We start from the raw sequence: 17,745 nt of genomic DNA, 5'->3' as shown, positions 1-17,745 counted from the left end.
GCTTCTGCAGATGTCTTTCAACGCCCGCGGTGCGGCGCCTCGCCCTTCATAGCCACACCACACCTCTCTCCCCGGTAGTTCTTACCTACTGCTACTCACGCCATGGAAATACCAGGATGTCGCCTTTGGGTGTCGTCTGGGGTGGGCCATGAGCAAGATTGAAGAACAAACCCGCCGTAGCCTCGAGATTGCAGATACTGTGATCCCGTTGCTGCGGTTGGTCGATGAAGTGCTGCGTGATTACCCTGATGCCTACCTGCTGGCGAGCAGGCACGCGGAGCAGATCGTCTACAAGCACACCGGTCATCACATGGACCCGCGGTTTGTCTGGTGGCACCAGTTCAACACGGAAAGCTCCAGCAGCCGCAGTTTTACGGGGTGGCAGCACAGCGGGCCACCGCAGAAGTCGCTGGTGTTTACCGAGTTGGTGATAGAGCGGTTCGATGTGTACTTCCAGGATGCGGCCGATGAGCTGGACCTGCGCGGAGGCTTCTATTGGCAGGGGCCTCACGCGGCGTTCTACGACGAGCGTAATGAAATCCGCATGCTTGGCAGCGTGGTGCAGCAGGACCTGTGGTCGCTGGACTTCGCAACGCTTTATCGCGAGGAGGTTGAGCGCTTCTGGACGGGCCACGGGACCCACTTTCGAGTATTGGCCAAAGCCAACCTGCTGGGTGAAGGTGCACGTGCCCTGAGCGGCGAGCGGATCTCGCAGTCCGACTGGCGGCAGTTGCGTGCCATGGTAGACAACACGCTGGCGGACGATGAACTGCCCACGCTTGAGAAGCTGCGTCAGGACAACAACGAGCAGGCGTTGTCGGTCCGTCGCTACGTGTTTAGTGAGGGGGACAGGGGATGCCTGTTCAGCTTGCATGCTCAAGGTGGGCGGGTGCTTGCGTACTTGCCGTGGCACGCTGAAGCGCTCATGGCATTCGATTCCGAGCTGGCAATGGCCAGTTGGCTGGCAGCGCAATTGCAAACCCCGCAGGCACTGGACAGTTTTGTCGCAGGCGTGCACAGCAACCCGCACGACAGGGTCGGGCGGCAGTTGACCAAGATACATCTGAAGGGCATCGCCGACAGCCGCTCGGATGAGGCGGCGCTGATTGCACTCAAGCTTTTTGCACGCCCGCTCAACGGCAACTTCTTCACCTACATCACCGATCAGGCGAGCGCCGAGATGCGCCGCAATGCGCAACTGATGCGGGACAACGCAAGCCTGCGCAAGGCAATGCTCAGCGGTTATCTGTCTGCATTCATAGGGGTCTTCGGCGGGTTCGTTCCTTTGGGCTGGCCAATATCTCTGATGTTGCTCGGCGCGGGTGTGGCCAAGGTGGCCCTGGATATAGACGAAGCCCTGCTCGCGGCAGATGCGCAATCGCGCAAGCGGGCGCTGCGTTCGGCAGTTATCGACAGCCTGTTCGCAAGCCTCAACCTGTTGGATGTAACTGCACGGTCTAGCCTGGTGTCCGTTGCAAAACCGGCACCGCCCCATGAAACAGGCATTGCCCTGGAGCACTGGCAGGCAAGCGCCAGTGCCACGCTCTCGGTGGAGGGCCAGGAGACCAACGCACTGTTGGGTGGTGAGTTGGGCTTGAGCGGGCGCCTGCGTGGCATTCGCATGACTGACGATGGCAAGTGCTGGGTAACCTTGAATGGCCTTCCTTACCGGGTGCGGTACAGCCATGAGCTGGCTACCTGGTTGGTGGTGCCCGTTGATAACCCGTATGCCTTCGGCCCGCTCAACCCCATACGTTTGAATACGGCGGGTGAGTGGGAGCTGCTGGCCCCGCCCCGGTTGCTTGGCGGCAGCCCTCCGGCTGTGGAAGGAATACCCAGTACATCGTCGCCGTTCTGGGATACCTACACGGCCATCGACGACGCGTTGAGCACGCGGCTGGCTGAAGAGGCTCTGGAGCGCCAGACAGCATTGCTGGAGAAATGGCCTGTGGCCGAGTTGCCGGCTGGGCAGGCGCCGGACCTGGATGAGCGGGGGCTGGATTGTGTCAAGGGTGGGGGACGGCCTCACTATTCCTATCGCTATGGGCATGAGTATTTCAATGCGCTGGTCGAGTGGTACACCAGCAACGAGTCCACCGTGAACGATGTGTTCCGCGCCGGGCGTTATCAGTACGGTGACGAAGACAGCTACATCAATGATCTGGCCGATAGCCTGGGGTTGCTCCCCAAAAGCAACGAGGTGACCTTGTATCGCGGGGGGCACCGCTCGCGAGGTACCGGCGGCGAGCACTACAGAAATGGCCAGCTGCGAGTGGGTGATGTGCTGGTCAATAGCGACCTGACGTCATTCACTGAAAACCCCTACAAGGTTACCGAGTTCGCCTGCTTGCCCTTCGCCCAGGCGCCGGGTGGTTTGCCTGGGCTGTTCGATGACAGTTCGGTCGTGTTCGAGTTGGCGGCCGGGCGTTACCGGGGGGCAACGCCGATCAGCGCGTTTTCCATTTACTGGAAAGAGGGTGAATCGTTGATGTTGCCGGGTAACTACTTCCGCATCGAGGGCCTGGAGCAGGTGTATGGTGAGCATTACCGCTTCATCAAGGTGACGCTGGGGCAAACCGGCAAGCCTGCCTCTGGCCCTGTGTATGACTTGCGCACGGGGCTGCCTTTCGATGAGGCCGCCTATAGGGCGCAGTTCCGTACACCTACGTTGGCGCAACGTTTTTTCCCGGCCTGATGCCGGAATTATCAGTAGGTGCTGCTGCCGGGAATAGCTTGGGCAGCAGTACCCTGGTTCATACCGTGCCCGGCGTTCTTGCTGATTCGCCAGACGACATTGCCGACATCGTCGGCCACCAATACCCCACCGCGACCATCATTGATCACGCCCACCGGCCGCCCCATCGCCTTGTCCTGACTATCCAGAAAACCTGTGAGCAGATTGATGGGTTGACCTGCAGGTTTGCCTGAACGGTCGAACGGCACGAATATCACCTTGTAGCCACTGTGCGGCTTGCGGTTCCACGAGCCATGCTGGCCGACCAGTGCCCCTTGTTCAAAAGGCGCCGGTAATACGCCGGGCCCGATGAACGCCAGCCCTAGCGATGCGGTGTGCGGGCCAACCGCATAATCCGGTTTCAGCGCCTGGGCTACTTTCTGCGGAGCCTGCGGCTGCACGCGATCGTCCACATGTTGGCCGTAGTAGCTGTAGGGCCAGCCGTAGAAGCCGCCCTCTTTTACAGATGTGATGTAGTCGGGCACCAGGTCGCTGCCGATTTCGTCACGCTCGTTGACTGCTGTCCACAAGACGTTGCTGTGCGGCTCCCAAGCCAGTCCATTGGGGTTGCGCAGGCCGGTGGCGAACAGCCGGTGCTTGCCGCTTGCCGGGTCCACTTCCCAGATAGCGGCGCGTCCTTGTTCCTTCTCCATACCGTTCTCCCCGACGTTGCTGTTAGAGCCAACCGTCACATAAAGCTTCCTGCCGTCGGGGCTGGCGATCACGTTCTTGGTCCAGTGATGGTTCAGCGGCCCGCCGGGCAACTCGGTTACCGGGTGGCCCTTTTCGGTAATCTGCATGACGCCTGCTTCATAGTGGAAACGCAGTAACCTGTCGGTGTCGGCCACGTACAAGTCCTTGCCCACCAGCGTCATGCCGAACGGTGAGTTGAGCCCTTCGATGAAAGGGCTGCGGATTTCTGCCACCCCATCGTGGTTGGCATCGCGCAGCAGGGTGATGCGGTTGGCGCTGGGCACGGTCGCGCCGGCGCGTTTCATCGCCTTGCCCATCGCCCAGCCGCGGATGCCCTTGCCATCTTCGGGCTTGGGTGGCGCGTTGGTCTCGGCCACCAGCACATCGCCGTTGGGCAGCAAGTAGAGCCAGCGTGGGTGGTCGAGGCCGCTGGCGAAGGCTTCGACCTGCGTACCTGGTGCTGCGGTCGGCTTGCTGCCTTTTGGCCAGCCGACGGCGGGGGCGATGTTTACGGTGGGGATCAGTGTTTTGACCGGAGCGGGGAGGCTAGGGGTTGGCCCGCTGCCCTCGTTTACGCTCAACAGGGCTGTTTCGCCGCAGCCTGCCAGGCTGGCTGCGATTAACCAAGGCATCAGGCATTTCATGTGCGGCGTCCTCTAAAGAAGGCCTGTTGAATTGAGAGGCCGGCCGGGTTCGCCGGGTTCCCCTCCGTTTGCTCTTGCTCTTGCTCTTGCTCTTGCTCTTGCTTCGGCTTTTGCTTCTAAGCGCGCGATAGTCCAGGCGACGCAGATTGCGACTTCAGGAGGCCGAGCGCAGGGCTTGCGAAGGGAGGTGACGGGCATGGATGCCCGTCAAGCGCTGGGCCCCAGGATGGGGCCTGCAGCGCGGTCCTCCCGAGAGCAAGCCCGGAGCGAGGGGACCCCGGAGCGTAGCGCAGGGGCCGGATGATGGGAGCGGACGGCTTTGGTTACTTTGGCCAAGACCAAAGTAACCCGCCGGAAGGGCGGAAAGGTGACTCAGCGCCACCTGCGCGAACGAATGTCTACACTTGTATCCAGGCGCACATCGTAAAAGCCAAGAAGCTTAAGTGGGGGTTTTGATATAGCGGATAGTCCATTTGCGATGGCGACGCCGACTCACCTTTTCGCCCTACGGCGAGTCACTTTTTGTCAAACGCGACAAAAAGTAACCAAAAAACGCTGCGCTCCGATCATCCGGCCCCTGCGCTGCGCTCCGGGGTTCCCTCACTCCGGCCTCGCTCCCGGGAGGACCGCGCTGCAGGCCCCATCCTGGGGCCCAGCGCTTGACGGGCATCCATGCCCGTCACCTCCCTCCGCAAGTCCTGCGTTCGGCCTCCTGAGGTCGCGAAGATCAAAAGCCAGATCAAAAGCAGATCAAAAGCCAGATCAGAAGCAGATCAAAAGCCAGATCAAGAGCAGGAGCAAGATCAAGAGCATACGTCGCGGTAGCACCCGCTTCGATTGACGCTCCGGGTGCAACCCTCTAACCTTCGCGCGTGTTTCAGGTGCCCTGCCAGCCCCCACTGGGCAGGGTGAAACTGGGAAGCCGGTGGGCGCCAGCATGGCGCGATTCCGGCGCTGCCCCCGCAACGGTAGGTGAGTAGAAGGCCGCGCAGGGCCACTGGATGCCAGCATCCGGGAAGGCGCGCAGGTCAGGGCCAAGGCCCGCTCACAAGCCCGGAGACCGGCCTGAAACTGTCAACGGCATCACGGAGGGTGATGCGCGGTGCACCGTGGCGCCCTGCCATGGCCCCTGCGCGTTCTCCGTCTGCCTGCCTTTTACCTGTCTCCACGCGTTGCCGTGGTGCCAGCCTGCGGAGAACCCTGATGAGCGAACCCACCGAACGCGACGAACGCCACCTGGCGCGCATGCAGCGCAAGAAGGCGGTCATCGACGAACGCATCGCCAATTCCCCCAACGAATGCGGCTTGCTGCTAGTGCTGACCGGCAATGGCAAAGGCAAGAGCAGCTCGGCCTTCGGTATGCTCGCGCGCGCCCTGGGCCATGGCATGCAGTGCGGTGTGGTGCAGTTCATCAAGGGCCGCAACAGCACCGGCGAAGAGCTATTCTTCCGCCGCTTCCCCGAGCAGGTACGCTACCACGTGATGGGCGAAGGCTTTACCTGGGAAACCCAGGACCGCCAGCGTGACATCGCCGCCGCCGAAGCCGCCTGGGCGGTGTCGCGCCAGTTGCTGCAGGACCCGGGTGTGCAGTTCGTGGTGCTGGATGAACTGAATATCGCCCTCAAGCACGGCTACCTCGACCTGGACCAGGTACTGTCCGACATCCAGTCCCGTCCGCCCATGCAGCACGTGATTGTCACTGGCCGCGCGGCAAAACCCGAAATGATCGAACTGGCCGATACCGTGACCGAGATGGGCATGCTCAAGCACGCCTTCCAGGCCGGTATCCGCGCACAGAAGGGCGTTGAACTGTGAGTCAATCGCGCCACTGCCCCGCCGTGTTGATCGCGGCACCGGCCTCTGGCCAGGGCAAGACCACCGTCACTGCTGCCCTGGCCCGCCTGCACCGCAACCTCGGGCGCAAGGTGCGGGTGTTCAAGTGTGGTCCCGATTTTCTGGACCCGATGATTCTCGAACGGGCCAGTGGCGCACCGGTGTACCAGCTGGATTTGTGGATGATCGGTGCCGAGGAAAGCCGCCGCCTGCTGTGGGACGCCGCCGGTGAGGCCGACCTGATTTTGATCGAAGGGGTGATGGGGTTGTTCGATGGCACCCCGTCCAGCGCCGACCTGGCACGCCACTTCGGCGTGCCGGTGCTGGCGGTGATCGACGGCACGGCCATGGCCCAGACCTTCGGCGCATTGGCCCTGGGCCTGGCGCGTTACCAGGCCGACCTGCCGTTTGCCGGCGTACTGGCCAACCGGGTGGGCAGCCTGCGCCACGCGCAACTGCTCGAAGGTAGCCTGACAGAAGGGCTGCGCTGGTATGGCGGCTTGTCCCGCGAGCGCGGCATCGAGCTGCCCAGCCGCCACCTTGGGCTGGTGCAGGCCAGTGAACTGAATGATCTGGATGCTCGCCTTGACGCCGCGGCCGAGGCGCTTGGCGCCAGTTGCGACGCAACCTTGCCACCGCCGGTGACTTTTGCCGAACCCGAACCGCAAGCGTGTGCTGCCTCGCTGGCTGGCGTGCGCATTGGTGTGGCGCGAGACGAGGCGTTCGCTTTCACCTATGGCGCCAACCTGGAACTGCTGCGCAACCTGGGCGCACAGCTGGAATTCTTCTCGCCGCTGCATGACCGTGAACTGCCGGTGGTGGACAGCCTGTACCTCCCGGGTGGTTATCCCGAGCTGCATCACCACGCCTTGGCCGCCAACGCGCCGATGAGCGAGGCAATCCGCGCCCATCATGCTCAGGGCAAGCCGTTGCTGGCTGAGTGCGGCGGCATGCTGTACCTGCTCGATGCCCTGACCGACGTGACTGGTGAGCGTGCCGAACTGCTCGGCCTGCTGCCGGGCGAGGCGACCATGCAGAAGCGCCTGGCGGCCTTGGCCTTGCAGGCGGTGGAGCTGCCGGAAGGTACCCTGCGCGGTCACACCTATCACCACTCGCTGACCAGCACCGCGCTTGACCCGATCGCCCGTGGCCTCAGCCCCAACGGCGGGCGGGGCAACGAAGCGGTGTATCGCCTGGGTCGGCTGACAGCCTCTTACGTGCACTTCTACTTCCCCTCCAACCCCGATGCGGCGGCGGCGCTGTTGCGGCCATGAGTGAACACGCTTACAGCGACGCCGAACGCGCCGCGATCTACCGCGCCATCGGCGAGCGCCGCGACATGCGCCATTTCGCCGGTGGCCAGGTGGCGCCGCAACTGCTCGGCCGCCTGCTGGCGGCCGCACACCAGGCGCCCAGCGTCGGTTTGATGCAGCCCTGGCGTTTCATCCGCATTACCCAGCGTGACCTGCGCACCCGCATCCAGGCCTTGGTGGAGGCGGAGCGGCTGCGCACTGCCGAGGCATTGGGCGAGCGCGCTGATGACTTCATGAAGCTGAAGGTAGAAGGCATCAACGACTGTGCCGAGCTACTGGTAGCGGCTTTGATGGACAACCGCGAGCCGCACATCTTCGGTCGTCGCACCCTCCCGGAGATGGACCTGGCCTCACTGGCCTGTGCCATCCAGAACCTGTGGCTGGCGGCCCGTGGCGAAGGGCTGGGCATGGGCTGGGTGTCGCTGTTCGACCCCCTGGCGCTGGCAGCGCTGCTGGGCATGCCTGAGGGGGCCAAGCCAGTGGCGGTGTTGTGCCTGGGGCCTGTGACCGAATTTTACCCGGCACCCATGCTGGTGCTGGAAAACTGGGCCGAAGAACGGCCCTTGAGTGACCTGCTGTACGAAAACCAATGGGGAGAGCGCCAATGAGCGTGGCCTTGCTGACCATGGCCGGGGTAGCGCTGGATGCCTTGCTGGGCGAACCGCAGCGGCGCCACCCGTTGGTGGCTTTCGGTAATATGGCCGGTAACCTGGAGCGCCGCCTGAATGCAGGTGGCCGCGGCTGGCGCAGCCACGGCGTGAGTGCGTGGTTTCTGGCGGTTGTGCCGCTGACCCTGGTGGCACTGATCCTGTCCTGGCTGCCGTACATCGGCTGGCTGGTGGATGTGCTGGCGCTGTACTGCGCCCTGGGCCTGCGCAGCTTGGGTGAACATGTGCTGCCGGTGGCCAACGCCTTGCGCCAGGGCGACCTGGAAGAAGCGCGGCGCCGCGTCGGCTACCTGGTCAGCCGCGAAACCCGCGAGCTGGACGAGCCCGCCGTGGCGCGGGCGGCCACCGAGTCGGTGCTGGAAAATGGCAGTGACGCGGTGTTCGCCGCGCTGTTCTGGTTTGTGGTGGCCGGCGCGCCGGGCGTGGTGCTGTACCGCCTGAGCAACACCCTGGATGCCATGTGGGGGTACCGCAACGAACGCTTCGAGCGCTTCGGCTGGTGCGCGGCGCGCATCGATGACGTGCTCAACTATATTCCCGCAAGGCTGGTGGCGCTGACGTACGCACTGCTGGGCAAGACCCGCCTGGCCCTGGCTTGCTGGCGCAAGCAGGGCCCGCTGTGGGACAGCCCCAACGCCGGGCCAGTGATGGCCGCCGGTGCCGGTGCACTGGGGGTAGAACTGGGTGGGCCGGCTGTTTATCACGGCGAACTGCATGAGCGGCCGCGCCTGGGTGAAGGGCCGGTGGCTGACGCTGATGCCATAGAGCGTGGCTGGGGCCTGGTGCAGCGCGGCGTGTGGCTGTGGCTGTTGTTGATTTGCCTGGGGGCCTACATCAATGCTTGAACACGGTGGCCGCCTGCTGCGTGCGGTGCAGCAATACGGTATCCCTCGCGAGCAGTGGCTCGACCTGTCCAGCGGCATCGCGCCCTGGCCATTCCCGATTCCGCCGATACCCACAGACGCCTGGGCCCGCCTGCCGGAGACCGAGGACGGCCTGGAGGAGGCGGCACGCGTGTATTACGGCGCCCGCCAGTTGCTGCCGGTGGCGGGCTCCCAGGCGGCGATCCAGGCTTTGCCGCTGCTGCGTGCGGCTGGCCGGGTAGGGGTGCTGTCGCCGTGCTATGCCGAACACCCGTATGCCTGGCATCGGGCGGGCCATCAACTGGTCGAGCTGGAGGAGGCGCAGGTCGAGGCGACGCTCGACAGCCTCGACGTGCTGGTGCTGGTCAACCCCAACAACCCGACCGGGCGGCGGGTGCCGCGTGAGCGCCTGCTGGGCTGGCATGCGCGCCTGGCCGCCCGCGGTGGCTGGCTGGTGGTCGACGAAGCGTTCATGGACAACACCCCGGCGCATGGCGTGGTCGATTGCGCCGAGCGCCCGGGGCTGATCGTGCTGCGCTCGTTCGGTAAGTTCTTTGGCCTTGCCGGGGTTCGCCTGGGCTTCGTCGCCGCCGAGCGCAGCCTGTTGCTGCGCCTGGCCGAGCTGCTTGGCCCGTGGACTGTCAACGGGCCAACCCGGGTGTTGGCCCAGGCCAGCCTGGCCGATACGTCTGCCCAGCGCGTGCAGATCGAACGTTGCGCTGCCGCCAGCCAGCGCTTGGCCACATTGCTGTCCAGCAACGGCCTTACGCCCAGCGGTGGCTGTGACCTGTTCCAGTACGTGCGCAGCGAGCGCGCCGCGCAGTTGCATGACTTTCTCGCCCGCCGCGGCATCCTGGTGCGCTTGTTTGAACACCCACCGGCCGTGCGCCTGGGGCTGCCCGAATGTGCGGCGGACGAACAACGCCTGGCCCTGGCCCTGGCGGACTATCAAAAGGAATCGGCATGACCACCCTCATGGTGCAAGGCACCACCTCCGACGCTGGCAAGAGCACGCTGGTAACTGCCCTGTGCCGCTGGCTGTTGCGCCAGGGCGTTGGCGTGGTGCCGTTCAAGCCACAGAACATGGCGCTGAACAGCGCGGTGACGGCCGATGGCGGTGAAATTGGCCGCGCCCAGGCGGTGCAGGCGCAGGCGTGCCGGCTGGCACCCCACACCGACATGAACCCCGTGTTGCTGAAACCCAACAGCGATACCGGCGCCCAGGTGATCATCCACGGCCGTGCGGTCACCAGCATGAACGCGGTGGCTTACCACGACTACAAGGCCATCGCCATGCAGGCGGTGCTGGCGTCGCACCAGCGCCTGAGTGCCGCCTGGCCGGTGGTCATGGTCGAAGGCGCGGGGTCGCCGGCGGAGATCAACCTGCGTGCCGGCGACATCGCCAACATGGGGTTTGCCGAGGCGGTGGACTGCCCGGTGATTCTGGTTGCCGACATCAACCGCGGCGGTGTGTTCGCCCACTTGGTGGGCACGCTGGAATTGCTGTCGCCCAGTGAGCAGGCGCGGGTCAAAGGTTTTGTCATCAACCGCTTCCGTGGTGATATCGCCTTGTTGCAGCCGGGGCTCGACTGGCTGGAGCAACGCACCGGCAAGCCAGTGCTCGGGGTGCTGCCTTACGTCACCGACCTGCACCTGGAAGCCGAAGACGGCATCGATGTGCGCCAAGGCGCCAAAAGCGAGCGTGTGCTCAAGGTGATTGTCCCGGTGTTGCCGCGCATCAGTAACCACACCGACTTCGACCCGTTGCGCCTGCACCCGCAGGTGGACCTGCAGTTCATTGGCCCGGGTCAGCCGATCCCGGCTGCCGACCTGATCATCCTGCCGGGTTCCAAGAGTGTGCGCGGTGACCTGGCGCAGTTGCGCGAGCGCGGTTGGGACAAGGCCATCGAGCGGCACCTGCGCTACGGTGGCAAGCTGATCGGGATATGCGGAGGCCTGCAGATGCTTGGCCGCGACGTGCATGACCCGCTGGGGCTCGAAGGGGCGGCCGGCTCAAGCCCTGGGCTTGGCCTGCTCGATTACGCCACGGTGCTGGAGGCCGAGAAGCAACTGCGCAACGTTGCTGGGACGCTGAACCTTGAAGCAGTGCCGGTTGCCGGCTATGAAATTCACGCTGGCGTCACCACCGGCCCTGCACTGGAGCAGCCCGCCGTGCAGCTGGCCGATGGCCGCTGTGATGGCGCTGTCAGTGCCGATGGCCAGATCCTCGCCACCTACCTGCACGGCCTGTTCGAGGGCAGCCAGTCGTGTGCTGCGCTGCTGCGCTGGGCTGGCCTCGAGGATGTGCAGGCCATCGATTATGAAGCCTTGCGCGAGCGCGACATCGAGCGCCTGGCGGACCTGGTGGAAAAGCACCTGGACACCGCGCACCTGCGCCAACTGTGCGGGGTGGTCTGACATGCGCAGCCTGATCCTCGGTGGCGCCCGCTCCGGCAAGAGCCGCCTGGCCGAACAGCTGGCCACCGCCAGCGGCCTGCCAGTGACCTATATCGCTACCAGCCAGCCGCTGGATGGTGAAATGAACGAACGTGTGTTGCTGCATCGCCAGCGCCGTCCCGCTGACTGGGGGCTGATCGAAGAGCCGCTGGCGCTGGCGGCAGTACTGCGCGCCGAAGCGGCCGAAGGGCGCTGCCTGCTGGTGGACTGCCTGACGTTGTGGCTGACCAACCTGCTGATGCTTGAAGACGACCAGCGCCTGGCCGAGGAGCGTGATGCCCTGCTGGCCTGCCTGGAACAGTTGCCTGGCACCCTCATTCTGGTCAGTAACGAAACCGGCCTGGGCGTCGTGCCCATGGGCGAGCTGACCCGGCGCTATGTTGACCTGGCCGGCTGGCTGCACCAGGCCGTGGCCGAACGCTGTCAGCGCGTGGTACTGACCGTGGCCGGCCTGCCCCTAATGCTCAAAGGAGCTGCACTATGACTCAAGCCTGGTGGCGTGACGCCTGCCAATCCCTCGACAACGCCGCCATGGACCAGGCCCGCGCCCGTCAGCAACAGCTGACCAAACCTGCCGGTTCACTCGGCCAGCTGGAAGGCCTGGCCATTCAGCTGGCGGGCCTGCAAGGGCGTGAACGGCCCACCCTGGACCAGGCTGCCATCAGCATTTTTGCGGGTGACCACGGTGTGGTCGAAGAAGGTATCTCGGCCTACCCGCAGGCGGTGACCGGCCAGATGCTGCGCAACTTCGTCGGCGGTGGTGCGGCGATCAGCGTATTGGCGCGTCAGCTGCAAGCCAGCCTTGAAGTGGTCGATCTGGGCACCATCGACCCTCATCTGGAACTGCCCGGTGTGCGCCACCTGCGCCTGGGTGCTGGCACGGCCAACTTCGCCCGTCAGCCCGCGATGACCGAGGGGCAGCTGCACGCTGCCTTGCAGGCTGGCCGCGACAGCGCCCTGCGTGCCGCCGAACAGGGCGCGCAGCTGTTCATCGGCGGCGAGATGGGTATTGGCAACACCACGGCCGCCGCGGCCTTGGCCAGCGTCCTTTTAAGCTGCCCGCCTGCTGAACTGAGCGGCCCGGGCACCGGCCTGGACAACGCTGGCGTGCAGCACAAGGCCGAGGTCATCGAGCGGGCGCTGCGCCTGCATGGCCTGCAGCCCGCAGATCCATTGCAGGCACTGGGTTGTGTCGGCGGTTTCGAGATTGCTGCCCTGGCCGGTGCCTACATCGGCTGCGCCCAGGAGGGGATCGCAGTGCTGGTGGACGGCTTCATTTGTAGCGTTGCCGCCCTGGTGGCGGTGCGCCTCAACCCGCAGTGCCGGGCGTGGTTGCTGTTTGCCCATCAGGGCGCGGAGCCTGGGCACAAGGCGTTGCTGGATGCATTGCAGGCTGAACCGCTGTTGGCGTTGGGCCTGCGGCTGGGCGAGGGCAGTGGTGCTGCGCTGGCCGTACCGCTGTTGCGCCTGGCCTGTGCACTGCACGGGCAGATGGCGACCTTTGCCGAGGCCGCTGTGGCGGACCGCCCGGCATGATCCTCGACCTGTTGCGTCACGGTGAAACGGAACAGGGCGGCCTGCGCGGCAGCCTGGACGATGCCCTCACAGACAAGGGCTGGGCGCAGATGCGCAGCGCCGTTGCCGAAGCCGGCCCGTGGCAGGTGCTGGTCAGTTCGCCCCTGCAGCGCTGTGCGCGTTTTGCCGATGAACTGGGTGGGCGGCTTGATTTGCCCGTGCAGCGTGAAGCCGGTGTGCAAGAGCTGCATTTTGGTGACTGGGAAGGCCGTAGCGCGGCGCAGATCATGGAAGACCAGGCGGATGCCTTGGGGCGCTTCTGGGCGGACCCCTACGCTTACACCCCCCCCAATGGCGAACCGGTGCAGGCATTCGCCGAGCGGGTGCTGGCTGCTGTCGAGCGTTTGGGCCGCCAGCATGCAGGTAAGCGGGTGCTGCTGGTCACGCATGGCGGGGTGATGCGGCTGTTGCTAGCCCGGGCGCGAGGCTTGCCGAAGGAGCAGTTACTGCAGGTTGAAGTCGGGCATGGGGCGCTGGTGCGGTTGGTGATGGGTGACGACGGTCAACTGGCCGAGGGCCACTGAAATGTTGCCGTTCTGGATTGCCTTGCAGTTTCTCAGCAGCTTGCCCGTGAGCCTGCCGGGCATGCCGGCACCGCGTGAGCTGGGGCGTTCGCTGCTGTTCTACCCGCTGGTCGGGCTGTTGTTCGGTCTGCTGCTGTGGCTGGCCAGCCTTCTGCTGCAGGGTGCGCCAGCGCCGCTGCATGCTGCTTTGCTGCTGACGGTGTGGGTGTTGCTTAGTGGCGCCTTGCACCTGGATGGCCTGGCGGACAGCGCCGACGCCTGGCTGGGCGGTTTCGGCGACCGTGAGCGCACCCTGCAGATCATGAAAGACCCGCGTAGCGGGCCGATTGCCGTGGTCACCCTGGTGCTGGTGCTGTTGCTGAAGTTCTGCGCCTTGTGGGTGCTGGTGGAGCAGGGCACAGGGGCGCAATTGCTGCTGGCGCCCTTGATTGGGCGCGCGGCGATGTTGGGCCTGTTCCTCTGTACACCTTATGTGCGGCCTGGTGGCTTGGGCCAGGCGTTGGCCGAGCACTTGCCCCGACGTGCAGCCGGGTGGGTGTTGCTGGGCAGTGGACTGTTCTGCCTGGTCTTGGGCGGCTGGGTGGTAGTGCTGGCGCTGGCCATGTTTGCCTGGTTGCGGCACCTCATTTGCCGACGTCTGGGTGGGACTACCGGGGATACAGCGGGTGCGCTGCTGGAACTGCTCGAACTGGGCGTCGTGCTGGGGTTGGCGCTCGGCCTGTGATGGGGTGACGACGCTCAAAATCTGAAAGCATGTACGCGCTTTGTTGGAGCGACTGTCTTGTGCTGCCTGCCCTGGCCCCATCGCCGGCAAGCCAGCTCCCACAGGGATGGCGTATTACTTGAAGCCGATGCGGTCAATGTGGGAGCAACTGTCTTGCATAACACCGGCAACGCCGGTGCCATGAACCGCGCAGCTTTCTTGCGGGTGGTAACCTTCAATTGTGAAATCTCTTGCAACAGTCACGACGCGGGTATATACACGTATCCATGCTGACCAGTGAATGCATCTGTACCCATCTGCGTCGCGCTGCCCGTGGGGTGAGCCGGCATTACGACGAGGCCCTTGCCGGCTTCGGGGTCAATGTCGCGCAGTTTTCCCTGCTACGGCACCTGCAGCGGCTTGATCGCCCCAGCATCACTACCTTGGCCGAGGCCATGGGCCTGGAGCGCAGTACCCTGGGCCGTAACGTGCGGGTGCTGGAGGCTGAAGGGCTGGTGGCCCTGGCTGATGGCGACGACCAGCGCAACCGCGTGGTGCTGCTGACCGAGGCTGGAACGCAGTTGCTGCGCGACGCGCATCCGGCCTGGGAACAAGCCCAGATCGAGCTGGTGGAGCGGTTGGGCGCAGGGCAGCGGGACGAACTGGTGCGTTTGCTGGACCAACTGGCTTGAATTGATACGACTATAAGCGGGTATATACCCGCAAAAACCTTGCGATGTGCTGGAGATAACGACAATGACTTCGGTGTGGCGAACCAGCGGGTGGGTATTGGTAGGTGCGGCTTTGATTCTGGCGCTGTCTCTGGGTGTGCGGCACGGCTTTGGTCTGTTTCTGGCGCCGATGAGCGCCGATTTTGGCTGGGGCCGTGGGGTGTTCGCCTTTGCCATTGCCTTGCAAAACCTGATCTGGGGGCTGGCGCAACCGTTCGCCGGTGCCTTGGCCGATCGTATGGGGGCGGCGCGGGTGGTGATCATCGGCGGCATTCTCTATGCCGTCGGCTTGATCCTCATGGGTATGGCCGACTCTGCCTGGTCCTTGTCGCTGAGTGCCGGTTTGCTGATTGGCATCGGCCTGTCCGGCACATCGTTCTCGGTTATCCTCGGCGTGGTCGGGCGTGCGGTGCCTGCTGAGAAGCGCAGCATGGCCATGGGCATTGCCAGCGCCGCCGGTTCGTTTGGCCAGTTCGCCATGCTGCCGGGCACCCTTGGCCTGATCCAGTGGCTGGGTTGGTCCGCAGCGTTGCTGGTGCTGGGCCTGATGGTGGCGTTGATCGTGCCCTTCGTCGGCCTGCTGCGCGACCGCCCGCTGCCCAGCCATGGCACCGAACAGACCCTGGGCCAGGCGCTGCGGGAGGCGTGCTCGCACTCCGGCTTCTGGTTGCTGGCGCTGGGTTTCTTCGTGTGTGGCTTCCAGGTGGTGTTCATAGGTGTGCATCTGCCGGCCTACCTGGTTGACCAGCACCTGGCCGCGACCACCGGTACCACGGTGCTGGCGCTGGTTGGCCTGTTCAATATCGTGGGTACTTTCACCGCTGGCTGGCTGGGTGGTCGCATGTCCAAGCCGCGCTTGCTGACTGGGCTGTACCTGCTGCGTGCGGTGGTGATCGTACTGTTCCTCTGGGCGCCGGTGACAGAGATCAGCGCCTACTTGTTCGGCATCGCCATGGGCCTTTTGTGGTTGTCCACGGTGCCGCTGACCAATGGCACCGTGGCTACGCTGTTCGGGGTGCGTAATTTGTCCATGCTCGGCGGTATCGTCTTCCTTTTCCACCAGCTGGGTGCCTTCCTCGGTGGCTGGTTGGGCGGGGTGGTGTATGACCGCACCGGCAGCTATGACCTGGTCTGGCAGATTTCCATCCTGCTCAGTCTGCTGGCCGCTGGCCTGAGCTGGCCTGTGCGCGAACGGCCGGTTGCGCGCCTTCAGGCCCAGGCCGCATGAACCGCTACCTGGCCCGCGGGGTGCTGGCACTTGGCGCGCTGGTGCTGCTGGCGCTGGCGTGGTGGGGCTGGCACAAGGGCGGGATGGCGTTGATGCAACTGGGCATGAGTGTTTGTTAGGCGCTACCCTGCAAGCTCAAGGATTGTCTTGCAGGAGAAACGAAACATGCGTGCTCATTGGTTGACAGTGCCGTTGTTGGCCGTGCTTGCCAGCACATCGAGCTGGGCTGCCGATTGCCCAGCTGTGTTGCAGGGCAGCTTGCCAGAATTGCGTGGCAAGGGGCAGGTCGACCTGTGCCAGCGCTTTGCCGGCAAGCCTTTGGTGGTGGTCAACACGGCCAGCTATTGTGGGTTTGCACCGCAGTTCGAGGGGCTTGAGTCGACGTACAAGGAATATCACGAGCAAGGCCTGGAAATGCTTGGCGTGCCGTCCAATGACTTCAAGCAGGAAGATGCCGACAGCGAGAAGACTGCCAAGGTTTGCTATGCCAACTACGGGGTCACCTTCACCATGACCAAGACGCAGGCCGTGCGGGGCAAGGATGCGATACCGCTGTTTGCTGAGCTGGCCAGCCAGAGCAGTGCGCCGAAGTGGAATTTCTACAAATATGTTGTCGATCGTAAGGGCAAGGTGATCGGTAACTTCTCTAGCCTTACCAAACCGGATGATCCGGAATTCCGCGCAGCCATCGAGAAGGCCATCGCTTCGCCGCAGTAATCGGGCAGCTCTAGCTCTTGCCTCTGCCTCTGCCTCTGCCTCTGCCTCTGCCTCTGCCTCTGCTTCTGCTTCTGCTTCTAAGCGCGCGGTAGTTCAAGCGACGCAGATTGCGACTTCAGGAGGCCGAGCGCAGGGCTTGCGAAGGGAGGTGACGGGCATGGATGCCCGTCAAGCGCTGGGCCCCAGGATGGGGCCTGCAGCGCGGTCCTCCCGGGAGCAAGCCCGGAGCGAGGGGACCCCGGAGCGTAGCGCAGGGGCCGGATGATGGGAGCGGACGGCTTTGGTTACTTTGGCCAAGACCAAAGTAACCCGCCGGAAGGGCGGAAAGGTGACTTAGCGCCACCTGCGCGAACGAATGCCTACACTGGTATCAAGGCGCACATCGTAAAAGCCAAGAAGCTTAAGTGGGGGTTTTGATATAGCGGATAGTCCATTTGCGATGGCGACGCCGACTCACCTTTTCGCCCTACGGCGAGTCACTTTTTGTCAAACGCGACAAAAAGTAACCAAAAAACGCTGCGCTCCCATCATCCGGCCCCTGCGCTGCGCTGCGGGGTTCCCTCACTCCGGCCTCGCTCCCGGGAGGACCGCGCTGCAGGCCCCATCCTGGGGCCCAGCGCTTGACGGGCATCCATGCCCGTCACCTCCCTCCGCAAGGCCTGCGTTCGGCCTCCTGAAGTCGCGAAGATCAAAAGCAAGATCAAGATCAAGATCAAGATCAAGAGCCGGAGCCGAAGGCGTGGCTCGGAATCGGATTACTTCATTTTGCATGCACCGTAATCGCCACCAACCGCACCACCACCGGCCTGACCATCAACACACAAACGAACGCCACTGGCATCGCCAATTGATAGGCCTTCAGCACATTGCTCAGGTACTGCGCAGTAACCCCGGCATTCGCCGCAGTAATCACGAAGCACATCAATAACGCCATGATAGACGACATGAAAAAGGCAAAAACGTAAGGCGTAGCACCCGGGTGCAATTTGCGTCGGCTGCGCGACTGGGACAGGTTGCTCATGTGAACTCCTGAAAGGTGAGTGGACGCGCAGGTTAACAATC

17 protein-coding genes and 1 riboswitch are annotated in these 17,745 nt (G+C 64.0%); of the genes, 15 read left to right on the top strand and 2 right to left on the bottom strand.

Features of this window, described 5'->3' with window-relative positions; translation table 11 throughout:
- Positions 1-148 precede the first annotated feature (148 nt).
- Positions 149-2,695 carry a dermonecrotic toxin domain-containing protein gene (locus tag N805_RS16270; protein WP_019473061.1) on the top strand — a complete coding sequence of 849 codons (2,547 nt, stop codon included), beginning with the start codon at positions 149-151 and terminating at the stop codon, positions 2,693-2,695.
- A gap of 11 nt (positions 2,696-2,706) precedes the next feature.
- Here the strand turns inward: N805_RS16270 and N805_RS16265 are convergent, their stop codons facing one another.
- Entirely contained in the window at positions 2,707-4,071 is a 1,365-nt protein-coding gene (locus N805_RS16265) for a PQQ-dependent sugar dehydrogenase (RefSeq protein ID WP_019473060.1), read from the bottom strand.
- Between the two features lie 862 nt (positions 4,072-4,933).
- Positions 4,934-5,155, top strand: a riboswitch (cobalamin riboswitch).
- Positions 5,156-5,274: 119 nt separating this feature from the next.
- On the opposite strand from N805_RS16265, the gene cobO reads away from it, so the two are divergent.
- The 14 genes from cobO to N805_RS16200 all read left to right on the top strand — a co-directional run bounded on the left by cobO (position 5,275) and on the right by N805_RS16200 (position 16,683).
- Positions 5,275-5,886: a cob(I)yrinic acid a,c-diamide adenosyltransferase gene (gene cobO, locus N805_RS16260; RefSeq protein ID WP_028614170.1), complete on the top strand. Its 612-nt coding sequence runs from the start codon at positions 5,275-5,277 to the stop codon at positions 5,884-5,886.
- Positions 5,883-7,178 (top strand): cobyrinate a,c-diamide synthase, encoded by a 1,296-nt coding sequence (locus tag N805_RS16255; RefSeq protein WP_028614171.1) that lies wholly within the window; start codon positions 5,883-5,885, stop codon positions 7,176-7,178. The genes cobO and N805_RS16255 overlap by 4 nt, the downstream gene beginning before the upstream one ends.
- The gene (bluB, locus tag N805_RS16250) at positions 7,175-7,825 is read left to right on the top strand and encodes a 5,6-dimethylbenzimidazole synthase (RefSeq protein WP_028614172.1); all 651 of its coding nucleotides are present in this window, start codon (positions 7,175-7,177) and stop codon (positions 7,823-7,825) included. Before N805_RS16255 ends, bluB begins: the two co-directional genes overlap by 4 nt.
- Complete coding sequence (gene cbiB, locus N805_RS16245) at positions 7,822-8,730, top strand: adenosylcobinamide-phosphate synthase CbiB (protein ID WP_028614173.1); 909 nt, start codon at positions 7,822-7,824, stop codon at positions 8,728-8,730. Before bluB ends, cbiB begins: the two co-directional genes overlap by 4 nt.
- The gene (gene cobD / locus N805_RS16240; protein WP_028614174.1) at positions 8,723-9,715 is read left to right on the top strand and encodes a threonine-phosphate decarboxylase CobD; all 993 of its coding nucleotides are present in this window, start codon (positions 8,723-8,725) and stop codon (positions 9,713-9,715) included. The genes cbiB and cobD overlap by 8 nt, the downstream gene beginning before the upstream one ends.
- On the top strand, positions 9,712-11,166 hold the full coding sequence (locus N805_RS16235) for a cobyric acid synthase (protein WP_028614175.1): 1,455 nt from the start codon (positions 9,712-9,714) through the stop codon (positions 11,164-11,166). The genes cobD and N805_RS16235 overlap by 4 nt, the downstream gene beginning before the upstream one ends.
- Position 11,167: 1 nt before the next feature.
- Positions 11,168-11,689 carry a bifunctional adenosylcobinamide kinase/adenosylcobinamide-phosphate guanylyltransferase gene (gene cobU / locus N805_RS16230; RefSeq protein WP_028614176.1) on the top strand — a complete coding sequence of 174 codons (522 nt, stop codon included), beginning with the start codon at positions 11,168-11,170 and terminating at the stop codon, positions 11,687-11,689.
- A complete protein-coding gene (cobT, locus tag N805_RS16225) occupies positions 11,686-12,741 on the top strand; it encodes a nicotinate-nucleotide--dimethylbenzimidazole phosphoribosyltransferase (RefSeq protein ID WP_028614177.1) in 1,056 nt (351 codons plus the stop codon). Before cobU ends, cobT begins: the two co-directional genes overlap by 4 nt.
- Positions 12,738-13,304 (top strand): alpha-ribazole phosphatase family protein, encoded by a 567-nt coding sequence (gene cobC, locus N805_RS16220; RefSeq protein WP_028614178.1) that lies wholly within the window; start codon positions 12,738-12,740, stop codon positions 13,302-13,304. Before cobT ends, cobC begins: the two co-directional genes overlap by 4 nt.
- A gap of 1 nt (position 13,305) precedes the next feature.
- On the top strand, positions 13,306-14,028 hold the full coding sequence (locus N805_RS16215; protein WP_028614179.1) for an adenosylcobinamide-GDP ribazoletransferase: 723 nt from the start codon (positions 13,306-13,308) through the stop codon (positions 14,026-14,028).
- 266 nt (positions 14,029-14,294) lie between these two features.
- Positions 14,295-14,699, top strand: coding sequence for a MarR family winged helix-turn-helix transcriptional regulator (locus tag N805_RS16210; RefSeq protein WP_028614180.1), 405 nt, complete (start codon positions 14,295-14,297; stop codon positions 14,697-14,699).
- A gap of 64 nt (positions 14,700-14,763) precedes the next feature.
- Complete coding sequence (locus tag N805_RS16205; protein ID WP_028614181.1) at positions 14,764-15,966, top strand: MFS transporter; 1,203 nt, start codon at positions 14,764-14,766, stop codon at positions 15,964-15,966.
- A complete protein-coding gene (locus tag N805_RS31140) occupies positions 15,963-16,085 on the top strand; it encodes a hypothetical protein (RefSeq protein WP_259140742.1) in 123 nt (40 codons plus the stop codon). Before N805_RS16205 ends, N805_RS31140 begins: the two co-directional genes overlap by 4 nt.
- Before the next feature lie 46 nt (positions 16,086-16,131).
- Positions 16,132-16,683 carry a glutathione peroxidase gene (locus N805_RS16200; protein WP_028614182.1) on the top strand — a complete coding sequence of 184 codons (552 nt, stop codon included), beginning with the start codon at positions 16,132-16,134 and terminating at the stop codon, positions 16,681-16,683.
- Positions 16,684-17,443: 760 nt separating this feature from the next.
- Here N805_RS16200 and N805_RS16195 read toward each other — a convergent pair.
- Positions 17,444-17,704 (bottom strand): DUF2798 domain-containing protein, encoded by a 261-nt coding sequence (locus N805_RS16195; RefSeq protein ID WP_016485290.1) that lies wholly within the window; start codon positions 17,702-17,704, stop codon positions 17,444-17,446.
- Positions 17,705-17,745: the final 41 nt, after the last annotated feature.

Origin of the sequence: Pseudomonas putida S13.1.2 (assembly GCF_000498395.2) — a bacterium.
Taxonomy (GTDB): Bacteria; Pseudomonadota; Gammaproteobacteria; order Pseudomonadales; family Pseudomonadaceae; genus Aquipseudomonas; species Aquipseudomonas putida_Q.
The sequence above is the reverse complement of the archived record's forward strand: the minus strand, read 5'-3'. Positions and strand labels throughout refer to the sequence as shown.